Origin of the sequence: Streptomyces sp. NPDC058955, assembly GCF_042741435.1 — a bacterium.
Taxonomy (GTDB): domain Bacteria; phylum Actinomycetota; class Actinomycetes; order Streptomycetales; family Streptomycetaceae; genus Streptomyces.
In genome coordinates, this window is the sequence record NZ_JBHYKM010000066.1 from 1 (window position 1) to 17,154 (window position 17,154).

General features: G+C 71.7%; 19 protein-coding genes. 10 read left to right on the top strand and 9 right to left on the bottom strand.

The window, feature by feature from the left end; all coding sequences use genetic code 11:
- The first annotated feature begins 417 nt into the window (after window positions 1–417).
- The 4 genes from ACFW1I_RS23525 (at window position 418) to ACFW1I_RS23540 (ending at window position 4,640) form a co-directional block, all read left to right on the top strand.
- Window positions 418–1,458 (top strand): alpha/beta fold hydrolase, encoded by a 1,041-nt coding sequence (locus tag ACFW1I_RS23525; protein WP_384673153.1) that lies wholly within the window; start codon window positions 418–420, stop codon window positions 1,456–1,458.
- A gap of 91 nt (window positions 1,459–1,549) precedes the next feature.
- Entirely contained in the window at window positions 1,550–1,903 is a 354-nt protein-coding gene (locus ACFW1I_RS23530) for a hypothetical protein (protein ID WP_384673156.1), read from the top strand.
- A gap of 122 nt (window positions 1,904–2,025) precedes the next feature.
- Window positions 2,026–3,312, top strand: coding sequence for an FG-GAP-like repeat-containing protein (locus ACFW1I_RS23535; protein ID WP_384673158.1), 1,287 nt, complete (start codon window positions 2,026–2,028; stop codon window positions 3,310–3,312).
- A gap of 104 nt (window positions 3,313–3,416) precedes the next feature.
- Window positions 3,417–4,640 carry an FG-GAP-like repeat-containing protein gene (locus ACFW1I_RS23540; protein ID WP_384673161.1) on the top strand — a complete coding sequence of 408 codons (1,224 nt, stop codon included), beginning with the start codon at window positions 3,417–3,419 and terminating at the stop codon, window positions 4,638–4,640.
- A 128-nt stretch (window positions 4,641–4,768) separates the two neighbouring features.
- On the opposite strand, the gene ACFW1I_RS23545 is transcribed toward ACFW1I_RS23540, so the two are convergent.
- The 5 genes from ACFW1I_RS23545 to ACFW1I_RS23565 form a co-directional block, all read right to left on the bottom strand.
- On the bottom strand, window positions 4,769–5,662 hold the full coding sequence (locus ACFW1I_RS23545; RefSeq protein ID WP_384673164.1) for a hypothetical protein: 894 nt from the start codon (window positions 5,660–5,662) through the stop codon (window positions 4,769–4,771).
- Window positions 5,663–5,761: 99 nt separating this feature from the next.
- On the bottom strand, window positions 5,762–6,430 hold the full coding sequence (locus tag ACFW1I_RS23550; RefSeq protein WP_384673166.1) for a S1 family peptidase: 669 nt from the start codon (window positions 6,428–6,430) through the stop codon (window positions 5,762–5,764).
- A 39-nt stretch (window positions 6,431–6,469) separates the two neighbouring features.
- The gene (locus ACFW1I_RS23555; protein ID WP_384673169.1) at window positions 6,470–6,814 is read right to left on the bottom strand and encodes an alpha-lytic protease prodomain-containing protein; all 345 of its coding nucleotides are present in this window, start codon (window positions 6,812–6,814) and stop codon (window positions 6,470–6,472) included.
- 649 nt (window positions 6,815–7,463) lie between these two features.
- Complete coding sequence (locus ACFW1I_RS23560) at window positions 7,464–7,640, bottom strand: DUF397 domain-containing protein (RefSeq protein ID WP_384673171.1); 177 nt, start codon at window positions 7,638–7,640, stop codon at window positions 7,464–7,466.
- Window positions 7,637–8,455, bottom strand: a complete 819-nt coding sequence (locus ACFW1I_RS23565; RefSeq protein ID WP_384673173.1) for a helix-turn-helix domain-containing protein — start codon at window positions 8,453–8,455, stop codon at window positions 7,637–7,639. The genes ACFW1I_RS23560 and ACFW1I_RS23565 overlap by 4 nt, the downstream gene beginning before the upstream one ends.
- A gap of 82 nt (window positions 8,456–8,537) precedes the next feature.
- On the opposite strand from ACFW1I_RS23565, the gene ACFW1I_RS23570 reads away from it, so the two are divergent.
- The 4 genes from ACFW1I_RS23570 (at window position 8,538) to ACFW1I_RS23585 (ending at window position 11,266) form a co-directional block, all read left to right on the top strand.
- Window positions 8,538–8,948 (top strand): hypothetical protein, encoded by a 411-nt coding sequence (locus tag ACFW1I_RS23570; RefSeq protein WP_384673176.1) that lies wholly within the window; start codon window positions 8,538–8,540, stop codon window positions 8,946–8,948.
- Between the two features lie 120 nt (window positions 8,949–9,068).
- A complete protein-coding gene (locus tag ACFW1I_RS23575; RefSeq protein WP_384673179.1) occupies window positions 9,069–10,115 on the top strand; it encodes a hypothetical protein in 1,047 nt (348 codons plus the stop codon).
- Between the two features lie 54 nt (window positions 10,116–10,169).
- Entirely contained in the window at window positions 10,170–10,793 is a 624-nt protein-coding gene (locus ACFW1I_RS23580) for a DUF6058 family natural product biosynthesis protein (RefSeq protein ID WP_384673182.1), read from the top strand.
- Complete coding sequence (locus tag ACFW1I_RS23585) at window positions 10,790–11,266, top strand: glutaredoxin domain-containing protein (protein WP_384673185.1); 477 nt, start codon at window positions 10,790–10,792, stop codon at window positions 11,264–11,266. The genes ACFW1I_RS23580 and ACFW1I_RS23585 overlap by 4 nt, the downstream gene beginning before the upstream one ends.
- On the opposite strand, the gene ACFW1I_RS23590 is transcribed toward ACFW1I_RS23585, so the two are convergent.
- Both ACFW1I_RS23590 and ACFW1I_RS23595 read right to left on the bottom strand, forming a co-directional pair.
- On the bottom strand, window positions 11,220–11,618 hold the full coding sequence (locus ACFW1I_RS23590) for a hypothetical protein (RefSeq protein WP_384673188.1): 399 nt from the start codon (window positions 11,616–11,618) through the stop codon (window positions 11,220–11,222). The genes ACFW1I_RS23585 and ACFW1I_RS23590 overlap by 47 nt on opposite strands.
- Window positions 11,619–11,651: 33 nt before the next feature.
- Window positions 11,652–12,662, bottom strand: a complete 1,011-nt coding sequence (locus tag ACFW1I_RS23595; protein ID WP_384673191.1) for a hypothetical protein — start codon at window positions 12,660–12,662, stop codon at window positions 11,652–11,654.
- A 141-nt stretch (window positions 12,663–12,803) separates the two neighbouring features.
- Here ACFW1I_RS23595 and ACFW1I_RS23600 point away from each other — a divergent pair, with 141 nt between their 5' ends.
- Window positions 12,804–13,175, top strand: coding sequence for a hypothetical protein (locus ACFW1I_RS23600; protein ID WP_384673194.1), 372 nt, complete (start codon window positions 12,804–12,806; stop codon window positions 13,173–13,175).
- Between the two features lie 105 nt (window positions 13,176–13,280).
- The gene (locus tag ACFW1I_RS23605) at window positions 13,281–14,498 is read left to right on the top strand and encodes an FG-GAP-like repeat-containing protein (RefSeq protein ID WP_384673197.1); all 1,218 of its coding nucleotides are present in this window, start codon (window positions 13,281–13,283) and stop codon (window positions 14,496–14,498) included.
- Window positions 14,499–14,681: 183 nt separating this feature from the next.
- Here ACFW1I_RS23605 and ACFW1I_RS23610 read toward each other — a convergent pair whose 3' ends face one another.
- Both ACFW1I_RS23610 and ACFW1I_RS23615 read right to left on the bottom strand, forming a co-directional pair.
- Window positions 14,682–16,292: a transporter gene (locus ACFW1I_RS23610; RefSeq protein WP_384673200.1), complete on the bottom strand. Its 1,611-nt coding sequence runs from the start codon at window positions 16,290–16,292 to the stop codon at window positions 14,682–14,684.
- The gene (locus tag ACFW1I_RS23615; RefSeq protein WP_384673203.1) at window positions 16,289–17,071 is read right to left on the bottom strand and encodes an ABC transporter ATP-binding protein; all 783 of its coding nucleotides are present in this window, start codon (window positions 17,069–17,071) and stop codon (window positions 16,289–16,291) included. The genes ACFW1I_RS23610 and ACFW1I_RS23615 overlap by 4 nt, the downstream gene beginning before the upstream one ends.
- Window positions 17,072–17,154: the final 83 nt, after the last annotated feature.

Sequence of the window (17,154 nt, forward strand, 5' to 3'; positions counted from 1 at the left end):
CCGCGACGTCGACGCCGAATCCGCCCTGGTCCTGGAGGCATCCCGATTACCCCCCCCCCCACGCCGGGGGGGACAGGCCGAGGCACACAGGCACCCCCCCCCCCCCCAACCCCCCACCGTTTGGTTACGGGGGGGCTGGTTTTTGTTTAAAACCCCCCGGGGAGCGGGCCCGGGCGCGGGGGGGCGCCGGGGCCTGTCCTCCCCTGTTCCGACCTGGAGCCCCGAGCTCTCAAGGTCGGTCCCCTCGGACCGTTTTCCCCGAGCGGTCCGCCTCCCGTTGAAGATCTCCCCTCGGCAGCGCGCACCAATCCTTGAGCCCTGTCACTCGAACGAGGGGTGTTGCGTGGCAGGAGCGCATTTTCGAATGTGGGTTCGATAGTCTGGCGGGGTTCGACGGGAAAGAGGGGGTGCCAGATCATGGCGCGACGACTCGACGTCACCGGAGCCGACGGCATCCGGCTGGCGGCCTGGGACTACACGGCCGCCACGGCCCGCGCGGCCGGCACGGCGGAGGGCGGTGCGGCCACCGGACCGGAGGCCCGCCCAGGCGCGGGCCCGGCCGCCACGCGCCCAGCCGCCGCCCACCCGGCCACCGCGCGCGCCACCGCCGTGAGCATCGCCCGCCAGCCCTCGGGCCCGGAGGACCGCCCCGCGCCCCCCGAACCGGCCGCGCCCCTCGCCGAACCCTCCGGCGCCCCGGTCTTACTGCTCCACGGCCTGATGGGCCACGCGGGCCACTGGGCCCCCGCCGCCGGCCTCCTGACCGGCGGGCACCGCACGATCGCGCTCGACCAGCGCGGCCACGGGGCCAGCGAGAAGCCGCCCGGCGGCCCCTTCACGCGCGAGGCGTACGTGGCCGACGCGGCGACCGTCGTCGAGCGGCTCGGACTCGGCCCCGTCACCCTCGTCGGCCACTCCATGGGCGCCCTGACGGCCTGGCAGCTGGCCGCCGAGCGCCCGGACCTCGTCCGCGCCCTCGTCATCTGCGACATGCGGGCCTCGGCGCTCGGCGCGGCCTCGCAGCGCGCCTGGCAGGACTGGTTCCGGGGCTGGCCGGCGCCCTTCCCGAACCTGGACGCGGTGCACCGCTGGTTCGGCGCGGACGACCCGTGGGTGGAGACGCCGAACCCCGCGCGGGGCGCGTTCTTCGCCGAGGTGATGACCGAGCGCGAGGACGGCTGGCACCCCGTCTTCGACCCCGGCCAGATGCTGACCTCCCGCGAGACCTGGGTCCACGACGCCCACTGGGACTCGCTCGCCCAGGTCCGCTGCCCCACCCTCGTCGTGCGCGGCCTCGACGGCGAACTGGGCCGCGCCGAGGCCCAGGAGATGGTCCGCGTCCTCCCGCACGGCGCCTACGCCGAGATCCCCGACGCCGGGCACCTCCTCCACTACACCCACCCGGAAGCCTGGGCGGAAGCGGTGGGCCCGTTCCTCACGGGCGTCCTGACCCCGTGACCCCTGGCCTACCGCCCCCTGCCCCCGGCCCCGGCCCCGGCGCCGCCCGGCCCCAGCCCGACTGTCGTACCCCCGCCCTACGCTCCCCCTCATGAGCGTCTCCGTGTACTACTCCGCGCGCCGCCCGGCCCCCCTGACACCGGCCGAGGCGGCCGCCGTCGAGCGCGTCACCGCCGCGCACCTGGCGGCTTTCCCGTACGACGACGAGGAGAGCCTGTACCTGTACGGGGACCCCGGCCCCGAGCCGGACGCGCTGCTGGCCGGCTCCACGAAGCTGCCCCTCGACCCCGACCGCCTCCTCCCGGTGCTGATCCACGTCCTGGACTCCGTCACGGAGCTGCGCCGGGCCCTGCCGGGGGCGGAGTGGCACGTGCACGTGGACGACCAGGACGTCCCCTGGGAGGAACCGGAGGGCTTCGGCTTCCCCGGCATGCGCGACCTCTGACCACCCGAACGGCACCCCACCGGAAGCCCCGCGTCCCGTACCGGGTACCTTCCCTCCACGGCGCGTCGAGAAGGGGAGCCCCAAGGGCTCGGCTCCGCGCCGCATCCGGAGGGAACCCGTACATGTCACTGCTGTCCCGGCTGAACCGCCGCCGCCCGGCGGCCCGGTCCGAGGCCCGCGCCGCCCAGGCCACCCGGCCGGCCGCGTTCGGCCTCGCCGTGCTCACCGCGCTCACCGCCTTCACCACCCTCGGCCCGGCCGCCACCCCCGCCCAGGCGGAGCCCGAAGACTGCCCGAGGGGCTACTTCTGCGCCTGGAAGACCGATCACGCCACGGGCGAGATGCTCAAGCTCACCCAGAGCGCGGCGACGCTCGGCGCCTGGGACAACCAGATCAGCGCGGTCTCCAACCGCACGGACAAGTGGGTCTGCGGCTACGACGAGCCCGGCTACAAGACGTCGTACTGGAGCGTCGGCGTGCGGGACCCCGACCCGGGCGGCACCGAGTGGGGCTACATGGGCATGCGCTCGGTCAGCTCGCTGAAGTTCGTCCTCACCGCGCGCGAGTGCTACGGCCCCGCCTACACGACGTGGCACGCCGAGCCCAACCCGGCCGGGCCCTCCCGCTTCGGCAACCTGAACGGCGACGACGAGGCGGACCTCCTCGCCCGCGACAAGGCCGGCCGCCTCTGGTTCCTCCCCGGCGACGGCAGCGGCAAGCTCGTCGGCGGCGGCTGGGGCGCGATGAACGCCCTCACCCGGCACGGCGACTTCTCCGCCGACGGCAAGGAGGACGTGATCGCCCGCGAGGCGTCCACCGGCAAGCTGTACCTGTATCCCGGCACCGGCACGGGCGCGCTCGGCGCCCGCAAGGTCATCGGGACGGGCGGGTGGAACGCCATGACCCGCCTCACCGCCTTCGGCGACCTCACCGGCGACGCCCGCTCCGACCTCCTCGCGGTCGAGAAGTCCACCGGCAAGCTGTGGCTCTACCCCGGTACGTCCACCGGCACCCTCGGCGCGCGCAAGCTCATCGGCGCGGGCGGCTGGAACAGCATGAACGCGCTGACGGCCCTCGGCGACGTCACCGGCGACGGCAAGGCCGACCTCGTCGCCCGCGAACCCGCCACCGGCAAGCTCTGGCTCTACCCGGGCCGCACCGGCGCCCTCGGCTCGCGCACCCTCATCGGCGGCGGCTGGAACGCGATGGCCCAGCTCGTCGGCGTGGGCGACCACGGCCTCGACGGCACCAACGACCTCATCGCCCTCACCAACAACGCCTTCCGCGGCACCTCGTGCTCCTACGAGGGCTGCCTGATGATCTACGGCGGCAAGGACAACGGCACCTTCGCCCCCGGCAGCTGGGACGGCCAGGACCGCTCCTGGAACGACATGAGCACCGTCTTCTGACCCCCCTCGGTCACGTACCCCGCCACCCGGCGGGGTACATTTCCGCCCTACGGCGCGTCGAGCGGGCAGGGCCCGGCTCCGCGCCGTCACGACGGAGGGAACGAATGCGCATATCTCTGCGCCGGCGCGTGGCCACGGCGGCCACGGCGCTCGGCCTCACCACGCTCGGCGTCCTCGGCGCGGGCGCGGCCCCCGCCCAGGCGGCCCCGGCCGACTGCCCGGTGGGCTACTTCTGCGGGTGGAAGACGGACGACGCCACCGGCACGATGTACAAGACGAACGCCAGCGCCGCGACGCTCGGCACCTGGGACAACCAGTTCCGCACGGTCTCCAACCGGACCAACAAGTTCGCCTGTCTCCACGACGACGCGAACTACGGCTACGACGGCGACGTCGCCTCCGTCGCCCCCAACCCCTCGGGCACCGAGTGGGGCGGCCCCGGCATGACCGGCGTCAGCTCCGTCCGCCTGGTCACCACCGAGCGCGAGTGCGGCGGCTGGGAACCGTACCCCTACTGGTACGCGAACCCGCAGACCACCGCGCCCGCCTTCGGCGACCTCAACGGCGACAAGACGTCCGACGTCCTCTCCCGCGACAAGGCCGGCCGCCTCTGGTTCCTCCCCGGCGACGGCAGCGGCAAGCTCGTCGGCGCGGGCGGCTGGAACGCCATGAACGCCCTCACCCGGCACGGCGACTTCTCCGGCGACGGCAAGGAGGACGTGATCGCCCGCGAGGCGTCCACCGGCAAGCTGTGGCTCTACAAGGGCGCGGGCACCGGCTCCCTCGGCACCCGTGTCCTCATCGGTTCGGGCGGCTGGAACGCCATGAACCACCTCACCGCCTTCGGCGACCTCACCGGCGACGGCCGCTCCGACCTCCTCGCCGTGGAGAAGTCCACCGGCAAGCTGTGGCTGTACCCCGGCACGTCCACCGGCGCGCTCGGCGCCCGCAAGCTGATCGGCGCGGGCGGCTGGAACAGCATGAACGCCCTCGTCGGCTTCGGCGACATGACGAAGGACGGCAAGGCCGACCTCCTCGCCCGCGAGCCCTCCACCGGCAAGCTCTGGCTGTACCCCGGCAAGACCGACGGCGTCGCCACCCGCGTCCTCATCGGCAGCGGCTGGAACAGCATGGCCGCGTTCCTCGCGGTCGGCGACCGCACCGGCGACGGCTACGCCGACATGTCCGCCATCACGAACAGCACCTACTCGTCGAACTACGGCCGCGGCCCGGGCCTCCTGGTCGCGTACGACGGCAAGTCCACGAACGGCTTCCAGCCGGGCGTCATGGAGGACGAGTCCTGGTTCGACCTGAACGGCCAGTTCTGATCCGGTGACCCGGTGATACGCGAAGGGCCTCCGTCCCGGCCAGGGGCGGAGGCCCTTCGCGCACGCGCGACCCCTACTTAACCTGGGCGAGGAACGCGTCCCAGGCGGCGGGGGAGAAGTCCCGTTCCTCAGCTCCAGCTCGGCGTCGGGCCGTTCGAAGGAGTGAACGGGATCGGTTGCCCCGATCGCGCGTCGAGCAGAATTCGGTCTCCCAGAGGACGGTCGAGCTCTACCGTCACCTCCTGGAGTTCAGCCTGCTTCGTGCAGTTCCCTCCGGTCTCCCGGCGCGCCAAGGACGAAAGGACCACGGTGAGGTCGGATTCCCTGGCCTGTACCAGCGGGCCCTTGTCACAAGCGCCGTGGAGAGCGATCACTGTGATCGATCGTCCGTCCTTGGACGTTCCCACGAGGCCGTTGAACGGATGGAGCGGAACATCTCCGGCCGGGCCGATGGGAGGTTCGGGGAGAGTAGAGGGCAGTACAGCCGCTTGCTTGAGAGGCGTGGCGTAACCGTCCAAGGTGAAGAGCCATGCTGGGACAGTGGCAGCTCCACGGCTGGTGAACACAGCCATGGTGCCGAGCCGTGCAGCCGTCACAGTCAGGTGCGGCTCGTCGCCCACACGGTCACCCGAGAGCGACTTGTAGGAGTCCAGCGATCGGATGACGGGTCGGGCGAGTGTGCCGCCGTCGGCCCAAGCGACCTTGGCCGCCTTGGGTGACGCGCTGGGCAACGTGCCTCGCAGCACGAAGCTGTGATCCCGGAACGCCTGCTGATCGGCCTTGCTCCGGAGACCACCTGCCGGCGACTGAACCACCTCGCCCATCGGGTGGTATCCGGCACGCCAAGAGGCGGCGGCAGGCGATTTTTCCCAGGCTCCCGCCACCTGCTCGGCGCGCCGCGCGACGGCTGCCGAGTCGGTCTCCGATTCCTCGTCGACATGGCTGCTGCAACTGATTACCGACAGAACGCAGAGACTCGCCACGGCCTGCACGATCGATGCTCTCGTGAACCTGATGCGCATGCGGCCTCCCTGAGAAGAGTTCGATGGCGGCAGTGCCGCTGCTTGGACGTGACCGCCCGGGTGACGGATCCGTCGGTTGAGGCCGAGAAGGCGAGGAGGTCAGTAGACGTGGAGACCTCGCTCGTTCAGCACCGTCTGGACCTTGGTGAAGTAGTTGCGGTACGTACCCGTCGCCGAGGAATTGCAGGTCGTCTCGTCTGTGCCGCCGGAGAGCAGGCCGAGAGCCGTCGACCCGGTGACCAGCGGTCCTCCGCTGTCGCCTCCCAAGGCGCAGTGGTTCGTCTCGTACATGCCGTACATGGTCCTGCCGGCGATGTTGACCGTCACGTGCGTCCTGGTGATGCCCCCCGTCGTGTCCTCGCTCATGGTGCCCAGTCGATCCGTGGATTCGTTCTCAGCGGCGTAGCGCGAGGTGGTGATGTCCCGGACCGTTCCGTTGAAGTAATGGACGCCGCCCACCGGCTGGAGCGTGCTGCCGTCCACGCGGATCGACGCCCAGTCGCAGGCGCGGCTTGACCCGTCGCAGTAGCCGCTGGTGCCGTCGTGGAAGGAGTAGGCGTTCTGAACGCCGATCCTTTCCTTATTCCAGTTCACGTACCACGTGTTCCCGGTGCCGGGGACGCAGTGGCCCGCGGTGAGCACATACTCAGCTCCTGCAGTGTTCCGGACGTTGAATCCCGCGGAACACAGCACTCCGGAGGCTATGCCGAAGCCTCCGAGAAGCTTGTCCTTGAACACCAACTCGCTCTCGATGCGATCGACGCGCACGGCCCCGACATGTATCGCGGCGACCTTCTCGATCTTCTCTCAAACGTCCGAGGGAGCCCCGTCGAAGATCTCGACGCTCACCTGGTTGGTACTGGCATCGATACCCCAGGCGGTATTAGGTATGTTTCCCAGCTCATCGAGTCGCTCGTGCACAGCCTCAAGTTCGGCAGTGCTGCGTGCCACCAGCTTCGCGGTGCCCCCTGCCTTCCGGACATTCCACGCCGTCTGCTGGTCAGTGACAGCAATGACGAGGCGTCCGTCCTCGTAGTACACGCCACCGGTCCGGTCGTCGCCGAGTGTCTTCGCCAGCGCGCTGGCACGTAGCGGGTCCACAAGCGGATCGGGCTCTTCTGTGGCCGATGCGGGAAGCGCCGCAGAGCCCACGATCAGAAGTGTGAGAGGCAAGGTGAGCAGACGTCTCCGACGTCTTGGAATCATGTAGAACCCCGTTCTCGTGTCAGGGTATTGACCGCATGTTCAATGTCGGCCCGACCCTAAGTGGCGATTCTTCGAGAGGTCGCCACCGCTCTCGGCAGGAGTGTCTCGCCTGCTGAGAACTTGCCGACCAGATGCGGTGCGGATCGGGAGACGGGCCAGTCGATGCGGCTGCCTGCGACAAGGGAATCCGTCAGGTCTAGACCAGCTTCGTGGCGCGTCCCGACGTTGATCGCCGAATGGCAGCGTTGGTCGACATACCGGACGCTCCCGTTCTGGCCGCACGCCGATCGGGCGGCCGCCCCGCGACAGGCGCCCCCGTCACGGAAGCGAGGCCCGGTCGCCTACTGGTGGCCGGGCTGCCCTTCTGCCTGCGGCCCCGTGTGGCCTCGACCACTGTGCCCGCCGCGCTCAGTGGGTGAACATCTGGCGCGCCCCGGAGGGGTGGCGGCCCTGCGCGCGGTGAACGACGGCAACGAGACCGTCCCGACGGTCCTCCTGGCCGGCGGGTCGCACGGCACTAAACCCGACCTGCGTGGTGGCTCCAGCGCCCGGACCTACACCTCGGCTCCGCGCGGCGGCTGGCTTGTCGGCCGGCCTACTTCACCTGGGCGAGGAACGCGGCCCAGGCGGCGGGGGAGACGGAGAGGGAGGGGACGGCGATGTCCTTGGAGTCACGGACGTGCACAAGGTGCACACCGGCGGCGACCTCGACGCATTCGCCGCCCTGGCCGCTGCTGTAGCTGCTCTTGAACCAGTTGAGGTCGGTGCTCATAGCTCTCGTGCCACCCGTTCGATCCATCGAGCTGACGCCTCCGATGAGAGTGCTTGCGAGCGCAGGATCCCGTAACGGGCGAATGCGTCGCCCAAGTCAGGCTGCTCGGTGAGAAGGTACCTGTTGCTCTGAGCCTCGACGTAGACGAGCTGCTTCTGGCGTCGTTCCGTCTCCAAGAGCATGAAGGGCCCACTGATGCCTGCGTGCACCTCCACGTCAGTGGGCATCACCTGGATCTCCACGTGACGCAGACGGCCGATGTCGAGAATGCGCATCAGGTTGTCCTTGAGGACGCGCCTACCGCCGAGAGGACGGGTGAGCGTGGCCATCTCCAAGACGAAGCTGACGAGGGGCGGGGGCTTGCGATGGAGCACTGCTTGCCGCGCGATGCGGCCTTCGAGCATGGACTCGCGCTCTTCTTCCGGCCAAGGAGGCGTAGCACAGTTGAACACGGCCCGCGCGTAGTCCGGTGTCTGCAACAGCCCCGGGATGACACGGCATTCGTAGCCCGAGATCGAGACGGCCTTCCTTTCTTCTCTCACGTACTCCTCGAATCCGCCGGGCGTCGGTCCCGGCGGAGTCTCCTTCGCGAGTTCCAGCAGTGCACCTTGTGCACCCAGCTCCACGTCCGAGACGGAAACGAAGTGGTCCAGGGCGCGGCGCTCGCCACGCTCGATCATCGCCACCTGGGACTTGGAATATCCGGTCGCCGCTGCCAGCTTCTCCTGTGAAATGCCCGCTCGCTCCCGGTAGAACCGCACCATCCTCCCGAACGCCCTGGCTGTTCCCGCGCCCTGCTTGGGCTCCTTGTTCACACCCCGCCTCCCCGAGTGCACAGTCCTGCACAACATCACGTTGCCCCTGGTGACAGGACAGCACGCTCGGGAAGCTGGCGTCATGAATCTGAGCAAGTCGCTTGACGGCAAGCCGTCCTGGGTACCCGCCGCCGGTCACGTCCTCCGGCTCGCCGGCGTGCACTTCGACGCCGTACGGGTTCCCGGTGTCCTGGGAGAGGAGGTGGCGTACCACCTCATGGAGTTCACGGACTTCCAGGCGGGGCCGATCGTGCGGGAGGCCGCCCGGGGGCGGAACCTCTACTTCCTGCTGGCGCCGGGTACGGCCTCGGGGTTCGCGTGGCCGGCTCCGGTGCGGGCGCTGGGTGGGGGCCGTGGGGGCGAGTCGTACGTGGGGATCCCGGCGTTCGACGGGACGACGTGGCCGCTGGGCTGGAGGTCGCTCCCGACGCTCGAAGATCCGTTCGTGGAGGGAGAGTTGTTGCACCGGGCAGTGGAATATGCGCTACGGTGACGCCGACATCACGCTCCGTAAAGGGAGCGGCCCCCGGCGGTGCGCCAACACCAATCCGAGGGCCTTCACTACCAGTGGACTGGAGCTCCACCAGAAATGCTTCGGCATGCTATCGCGCCCTTGTCGGCGTACACGAAGGTCTCGCACAGTGTCGTCCGGAATCCGCGACTGACCAGCGACGCGAAAGTCCTCCTCGTCTACCTCCAGGGGCTCCCGGAGAGTGCGGCCACGGCGAAGCCGCTCGGCGAGCACGCGGCTGACCTGGGTATGAAGCCCCGGGCATACCAGAAGGCGAAGGAATCGCTCACCACGTGCGGACATCTGCACGAGTGGCGATGGCAGGACGGTCAGGGGCTCTGGAAGACCACCCAGCTCGTCACGAACGTCAGCCTCACGCGTGAAGAGGCGAGGGCGGTACGGGACGGCGACCGGTCACCGACTGTGCCCGATCCGGCGGTCGGTGGGCCAGGCACCCCGGAGACCGGTTGTTCCTCCAATGATGAAGACGGGGAGAAGACCAACCCCCCACCCCCCGGCGGCCCCGCGCTTTCGACGGAGCCGGAACCGGAGCCGGAGACAGAACCGGAACCGGAGCCTGAGGCCCCGGAGCAGTCGCAGGCGCACCGCGACGGCGATTCCGTGCTCGTCCACGCCGAACGCCTCCTCCTCACGCTCCACCACGCCGACCGCGATCTCCGCCTCGGCGTCCGGGAGGCGCGCGGGCTCGCCGCCCTCGCCGCCGAGTGGCTGCGGCGAGGGGTTTCGGCGGCGGACCTCCGGCACGCCCTGACGGCGCATCTGCCGCGCACCGGCGTCCGTTCGGCGGTCGGGTTCCTCCGGCACCGGCTGACGGAGAAGCTTCCGCCGGAGCCGGTGGCCGACCCGCCCGGCGAGGCCCCGGGTCCGGTGCCCGGTGCCCTGGTGAACTGCCAGGGGCCCGGTGACAAGCCCCACGCCTTCCGGCCGGTCGCGGACGAGACGCTGTGTGGCCCCTGCCGCCGCGAGGCCGCGCTCCGGGCCGACCGGCGCGACCGGCCACGGGAAGCTCGCCGCCCCGCCGCCGGGCCGGACTGGCGCGGCCGGGTCGCCGAGGCGTTCGCGGAGCGCCCGGGGCTCGCCTGGAAGGCGCTGGAACGTTCGGCGGGGGCCGAACCGTCCCGCGGCTAGCGTGCGGAGAGCCGCGCGGGACCGGCCCGCGCGCCCGGCCCCCAGGAGGCACTGGTGCCCGAGAACGAGCTCCGGCTCCGCGTCGCCGCGCGGTTCCGCGAGGTGAACGGTGACCACCCGATGACCGCCGCCGACGACGCGTACGTCAGCGCGCAGTTCGTCCCGCTGGACGAGCTGTGCGCCGCCGGGGGCCGCGAGGCCGACGAGGCCCGGCGGCTGATGCTGGCGCGGCGGCTGCCGCTCCCGGGGTACCTGCGCTCCGACGGCGCGGAGATGGTCCCGCGCGACCTGTTCGCCCTCGCCGAGCGGGCCGGCGGGACGGACCTCCTCGAAGGCTGGTTCGTCGCGCACTGGGACGACGAGTCCGTCGGGCGGGCGGAGTGGGACGCGTACCTCAGCGGCCAGTACGTCTGCCTGCACGCCGTCACGCCGGCGACGATCCGGCGCAAGGAGTACTTGACGGGCGCGATCTCCGCCGCGGAGAACGCCCCGGACGCCGGTTCGGCGGGCTGGACCGCGCGGCTGCACGCGCTGGTCGACGAACTCGACGCGCTGGAGCCGGCGTTCACCGCCTACGACCGCCTCCGCTTTGGCGGCCCGACCTCCCGGGACATCTGCGTCGACGCCGTCCGCGCCCGCCACCCGCGCGGCGGGACGGCGGCTAGCCTGGCCGGGTGATACGCGCCTGGATCCTGCCGTCGATGTACGCGCTCGTCGGCGCACTGCTCGCCGCGGCCTCGTCCGCCCGGGGGGACACCGGCACCGGAGTCGTCCTCCTGGTGCTCTTCCTCCTCCTGGCGGGCGCCAACTCGCCGCTGGTCTTCCCCCGTTCGCTCACCTCGGCCGAGGCCGTGCGTCGCGGCGAGGCCGACGGGCGGCCCGTCGTCTACTGGCGGCCGGGCTGCCCGTACTGCGTGCGGCTCCGCGTCCGCCTCGGCGGGCGGGCCCGCCGGGCCCACTGGGTGAACATCTGGCGGGACCCGGAGGCCGCGGCGGCGGTACGGGACGTGAACGACGGCAACGAGACCGTCCCCACCGTCCTGCTGGCCGGCCGCCCCCACACCAACCCCGACCCGGCCTGGCTCCGCGCCCGGATCGACGAGCTCAGCCCGCCGGGTCGGCCCGGCGGTCCGGATGGTCCGGCACGGTGACCCCGTACGCCGGGAAGACGCCGGTCAGCATCGCGTACTCCTCGGCGGTCAGCCGGTCCCGCTTCCAGATCGCCTGCGCGGCCGTCGTCGTCCGCGCGATCGCGGAGTGCAGCCCGCCGCCCGGCCGGGCGGCCCGCAGCTCCTCCGCACGCGGGTGGAAGGAGTCCCGGACCAGCTTGTCCAGGGCCGAGAAGCGCGCCGCGTCGAACTTCGGCACCACGGCGTGGTCGAAGGCCCCGGAGGCGACCGCCACCGCCGTGGCGTGCCGGATCTCCTGCAGGGCGGTCAGCGGAAGACGGGAGGCGGCGGCGACGAAGGCGGCCACGTCGGGCGGGACCAGGGAGGACGACATGCCCGCAGGCTCTCATGGACGCCCCGGGCCGCCTCAGCGGGCGTACGGGTTGTCCGCGACCGGGCCCGGCTGCCCCGGGAGCGGCGGGTACGCCGGCGGGGGCGGCTGCGGCGGCTCGGACGCGGGGGTCCTGCGGAGGCGGGCGAGGTCCGCGAAGATGAAGAGCACCGCGACCACGCACAGGATCGTCGACTGCGTCGAGAAGCCGACGTTCTTCAGATTGAGGAGCGTCTGGAGGGCGCCGGCGAAGAGCGAGCCGACCGCCACGTCCAGCACCGTGCCCTCGCCGCTCCGCAGGCTGCACCCGCCGGCGGTCAGACCGAGCAGGCACACGATCATGAACTCCCGGCTCAGCCCGGCCTGCGTCGTCGACCCGATCCGCGCCGTGAACGCGAACCCGGCCACCGCCGCCAGCAGGAACGCCGGCAGGAACAGCAGCACCGTCACCCGCAGCCAGCCCGGCTCCGGCACCGCGAGCCGCCGCTCCTGGCGGGGCAGGTACCAGGCCACGGCCAGGAAGAGCGCCACCCCGATCAGGAACAGGCCGGGGATCCGCGCCCCGTTGTAGTCCAGCGCCGTCAGCCAGGACGACCGCACCAGCACCGTGCCCTCCGGCGCGATGTCACCGACCAGCGTCTCGGCGCCGATCAGCAGCGCGACCGCCGAGAACAGGGCGTGCCCCGTCTGCGCGTTCAGCGACAGGAAGCCGCTGAGGAAGGCGAACGGCACCGCCGCGAGCAGCGCGAGCAGCACCCCGAACAGCATGCCGCCGTTGTCGGAGGCGTTCACGCCGAGGATCACCGCGCCCAGCCCGGCCACACCGATCGTCGCCGGCTCGATCCGCTTGCTGCGCAGCAGCAGCAACTGCGACAGGGCCAGCACGCCGGGGACCACCGCGACCGAGGCGATCGTCCGCAGCATCCGGTCCGCCGAGGACGTCGACGCCTCGCCCACGCACACCACCACGAGCACGACCGTCGCCGCCCCGATCAGCCCCAGCCACCACCCCTGCCCCCGCCGCACCGCGTCCCCGCCGACCGTCACGCCAGCCCCTCCCGTACCACCGTCCACACAGCCAAGTCCCCATCCTGGCCCACGCCTTGGCGTCCCCAGCCCCTTTCCGGCAACTCGCCGCCGGGGAAATCCCCTGGCCGCCGCCCGACCAGCCCCGCTACCTTCCCCGCCATGACCAGCACCGGCACCAGCCCCCAGCCCCGGCCGACGACGACCCTCTGGCGCCCCACCGGCCCCGAGGAGCTCGCCCTCGTCCGCGCGCTGGACTGGCGCGCCTGGCCGCCCCGGCTGCCCGAGCAGCCGATCTTCTACCCGGTCCTGAACGAGGACTACGCGATCCGCATCGCCCGCGACTGGAACGTGAAGCACAGCGGCGCCGGCTACGTCACCCGCTTCGAGGTCGACTCCGCCTTCCTCGCCCGCTACCCCGTCCAGCAGGCCGGCGGCCGCACCATCCTGGAGCTGTGGGTCCCGGCCGAGGACCTGGACGACTTCAACGCCCACATCGTCGGCCCGATCACCGTGACCCACACGTTCCGCTGATCCGTACGGCAGGTACGGTCGGCGACGAAGCGCGCGACGCCGCGCGAATTCCGGCGTGAACCCCTCCCCGCTCACGGGAGTCCCCTACCCCCAGGAGAATCGATTTTGCGCACCACCCTCAGAAGAAGCCTGGCGTCCCTGCTGGGGACCGTGACCCTGGGCGTCGCCGGGCTGGCCGGGGCCGCGCCCGCCCAGGCCGCGGTCTCGGACTGCCCCTCGGGCTATTTCTGTGCCTGGACGCAGGAGAACGCCCAGGGCACGATGCTCAAGACCCGTACGAACCTGCCCACCATGGGCTCCTACGGCACGCGGTACGGCTCGTACATCAACCGCACCTCCGCGTACGCCTGCATGTACGAGTCGGCCGACTACCGGGCCATGGACGGCTACTGGGTGGAGCAGCCGTCCAGCAACGGCTCCTGGACCGGCGGGCCCATGTTCAGCATGGGCTCGGTCAAGTTCGTCCGGACCGAGCGTGAGTGCTCGCGGAACGCCTATCCGGACTGGTGGGCCGAGACCTCCCCCAAGGCGGCGGGCTTCGGGGACCTCGACGGCAACCGCAAGGCCGACGTCCTCACCCGCGACAAGGTGGGCCGGCTGTGGTTCACACCCGGCGACAGCACGGGCAAGCTCGTCGGCGCGGGCGGCTGGAACGCGATGAACGCCCTCACCCGCCACGGAGACTTCTCCCGTGACGGCAAGGAGGACCTGATCGCGCGCGAGGCGTCCACGGGCAAGCTGTGGCTGTACCCGGGTACGGGTACGGGCGGCTTCGGCGCCCGTAAGCTCATCGGCGCCGGGGGCTGGAACGGGATGAACCGGATCACCGCCGTCGGTGACCTCTCCCGCGACGGCCGCGCCGACCTCCTCGCCGTCGAGAAGTCCACCGGCAGGCTGTGGCTGTACCCCGGTACGTCCACGGGCACCCTGGGCGCGCGCAAGCTGATCGGCGGCGGCTGGAGCGCCATGAACGCCCTCGCCGGTCCTGGCGACTTCAACAGCGACGGCCGCGTCGACCTGATCGCCCGCGAGGCGTCCACCGGCAAGCTGTGGCTGTACCCGGGTACGGGAACGGGCACCCTGGGCGCGCGCAAGCCGATCGGCTCCGGTGGCTGGAACGCGATGGAGACCTTCCTGGCCGTCGGCGACTTCAGCGGCGACGGCAAGCCCGACCTCGCGGCCGTCACCAACAGCAAGTACGTCATCAACGGCAACTGGGGCAACCCGGGCTGGCTGGTCGGCTACAACGGCCTCGGTACCGGCGGCCTCGCCTCCGGCGTCCTGCGCGACGGTGACTGGTGGGGCCTCAACGGCGTCTTCTGACCGGCGACGAGCTGACGGTGAGGGCCGCCCCGCGCACGTTCCGTGCGGGGCGGCCCTCGCCGTACCTACCACGCACCGTTGGGGGTGGCGGCCGGCCCGACCTACGTGAACGCCTCGCAGCTCGTCTTCTGACGGCACCGGGGGCCTTCCCGCGCGCGCCCGCGCCGGAAGGCCCCCCGGGGCTCAGCCCTTGCTCACCGCCGCCAGGATCTCCGGCAGGCGCTTCACCATCCGCCCCGACATGAGCTTCAGGGCGCCCCAGGTCAGCAGGGCGCCGTAGGTGACGCCCAGGGGCAGCAGGAGCCACAGCAGGGCGTGCTGGTCGCTGACCCGCAGCCACACCAGCAGGGCGATCAGCGGGGCGCACAGCAGCGGCCCGCCGAACATGCCGCCGAAGATCGCGGCGACCGCCATGCCGCCCTGGCCCGGCGCCACGTTGCGGCGCGAGTCCTGGGGGATCGAGTACGGATACCGGACCGAGGCGACGACCCCCAGCGCCAGCATCGCGCCGAGCAGCGCGAACGCCAGGCCGAAGACCTCCGGGAGCTGCGACCAGCCGCCCGTGACCAGCGCCGTGCCCACGGCGACGACCACCGTGAACGGGACGGTGATCGCGATCATCACGTACGCCCGGTCCCGCAGCTCCGCGTACGCGTCCGCCGGCGACGCGATGGTCTGCGCGACCATCCAGAACGCCGACGAGTCCTGCCCGAACTGGTTGAACATCTGCACGCCCAGCATCCCCGAGGCGAAGCACGCCCAGTAGACCGAACCGGCCTCCTGGAAGGCGTTGAACATCGGCACGAGCGCGCCGATCGCCAGCGCCGACACCCACGCGGCCTTCGTCTTCGGATCCCGCCAGATGTAGCGGAAGCACCGCTCCATGACCGCGCCGGTACGCCCCCCGGGCAGCAGCCGCGCGGCGAGACCGCGCCCCTGCGCCGGGTCCCGCACCGTGTCCGGCGCCGCGCCGACCGTCGAACCGTCCGGCTCGACCATCAGCCGCACCAGGCTCCGCCGCCACCACCACAGCAGCACCCCGAGCAGCACCAGCGACGGCACCAGCCGGGCCACGGCGAGCGCGAGGTCGCCGTCCGCCGCCGACCGCACCGCCGCCACCGCGGAGGCCGGCGGCAGCCAGCCCACCACCGACGCGACCGTGTCCAGCGCCGACAGGTCCTCCGCCCGGCCCAGCGCCTGCGCGCCGAAGTTGACCGCCTGGATGCCGAGCGCGATCACCAGACCGCTCAGCAGCGCCATGTCCCGCCCCTTGCGGGAGGTCAGCAGCCGTACGTTCGCCGTCGCGATCGCCCGCGACAGCGCCACGCACACCAGCAGCACCAGCGGCACCGCGAGGACGGCGAACACCGTCGCCGCCGCCCCGTGCGCCACGGCGGCGACCGCCCCGACCGCGAGGCAGAGCGTGAACAGGGGCCCGATCCCCACCAGGGAGGCCACGAGCAGCGCCCGCACCAGCGGCTGCGGCCGCAGCGGCAGCATCACCAGCCGCGAGGGGTCCAGCGTCTCGTCCCCGCTCGGCAGGAACAGCGGCATCACCGCCCAGCCCAGCGCGAACACCCCGACCGTGAGCACCGCCACCGCGCCGGCCGCCTCGTGGCCCCGCAGCATCAGGAAGGACAGCACCATGAAGGCGGCGATCAGCAGCACCACCACCAGGGAGGCGACGAACGCGGCCGTGCGCCCGCCGGACTGGCGCAGCCCGTTCCGCATCAGCGACAGCTTCAGCCGGACGAAGATCGGGGTGAGCGACGGCTCGGGGGTCGTCGCCGTCATCGGCGGTCACCCTGGGCGCCGCCGCCCAGCCAGTCCAGCGAATCGCCCGCCGCGGCCCGGCCGTTCGCGCCCACCAGCTCCAGGAACGCCTCCTGGAGGGTGGCCGCGTCCCCCTTCACCTCCGCCAGCGGACCCTGCGCCCGGATCCGGCCCCCGGCCATCACCGCGACCCAGTCGCACAGCGACTCCACCAGCTCCATCACATGGCTGGAGAAGACCACGGTCGCGCCGGAGGTCGTGTACCGCTCCAGGACGCCCCGGATGGTCTGCGCCGACACCGGGTCGACGCCCTCGAAGGGCTCGTCCAGGAAGAGCACGTCCGGGTTGTGGAGCAGCGCCGCCGCCAGGCCGATCTTCTTCCGCATGCCGGTCGAGTAGTCCACGACCAGCTTGTGCTGCGAACCGGCCAGGTCCAGCACGTCGAGGAGCTGGGTGGCCCGCTTGTCGACCTCCGCACCGGGCAGCCCCCGCAGCCGCCCGCTGTACGCGAGGAGTTCACGGCCCGAGAGCCGCTCGAAGAGCCGCAGCCCCTCCGGCAGGATGCCGATCCTCGCCTTCACCTGCGCCACCGACTCGGGGTCGCGCCACACGTCGTGGCCGGCCACCCGGATCCGGCCGGAGTCCGGCCGCAGCAGGCCGGTGATCATGGAGAGGGTGGTGGTCTTGCCGGCGCCGTTCGGCCCGACGAGCCCGATGAACTTCCCCGCCGGCAGCACCAGATCGATCCCGTTCACGGCGATCTGCTGGCCGAACCGTTTCCACACCCCTTCCACCTGCACCGCGGGCCGGGGCGCGCGAGAGGGTTTGTCTAGGCTGCGGGCGTCTCAGTGGATATATGAGGTGGTCAGGTGGGCGCTGGAGC

Excerpts from the sequence above, each read along its gene's own strand:
- ACFW1I_RS23600 (WP_384673194.1), top strand. The coding sequence starts at position 12,804 with ATGACCAGCACCGGCACCAGCCCCCAGCCCCGGCCGACGACGACCCTC.
- ACFW1I_RS23540 (WP_384673161.1), top strand. The coding sequence starts at position 3,417 with ATGCGCATATCTCTGCGCCGGCGCGTGGCCACGGCGGCCACGGCGCTC.
- ACFW1I_RS23590 (WP_384673188.1), bottom strand. The coding sequence starts at position 11,618 with ATGTCGTCCTCCCTGGTCCCGCCCGACGTGGCCGCCTTCGTCGCCGCC.
- ACFW1I_RS23570 (WP_384673176.1), top strand. The coding sequence starts at position 8,538 with ATGAATCTGAGCAAGTCGCTTGACGGCAAGCCGTCCTGGGTACCCGCC.
- ACFW1I_RS23545 (WP_384673164.1), bottom strand. The coding sequence starts at position 5,662 with ATGCGCATCAGGTTCACGAGAGCATCGATCGTGCAGGCCGTGGCGAGT.
- ACFW1I_RS23525 (WP_384673153.1), top strand. The coding sequence starts at position 418 with ATGGCGCGACGACTCGACGTCACCGGAGCCGACGGCATCCGGCTGGCG.
- ACFW1I_RS23535 (WP_384673158.1), top strand. The coding sequence starts at position 2,026 with ATGTCACTGCTGTCCCGGCTGAACCGCCGCCGCCCGGCGGCCCGGTCC.
- ACFW1I_RS23530 (WP_384673156.1), top strand. The coding sequence starts at position 1,550 with ATGAGCGTCTCCGTGTACTACTCCGCGCGCCGCCCGGCCCCCCTGACA.
- ACFW1I_RS23610 (WP_384673200.1), bottom strand. The coding sequence starts at position 16,292 with ATGACGGCGACGACCCCCGAGCCGTCGCTCACCCCGATCTTCGTCCGG.
- ACFW1I_RS23560 (WP_384673171.1), bottom strand. The coding sequence starts at position 7,640 with ATGAGCACCGACCTCAACTGGTTCAAGAGCAGCTACAGCAGCGGCCAG.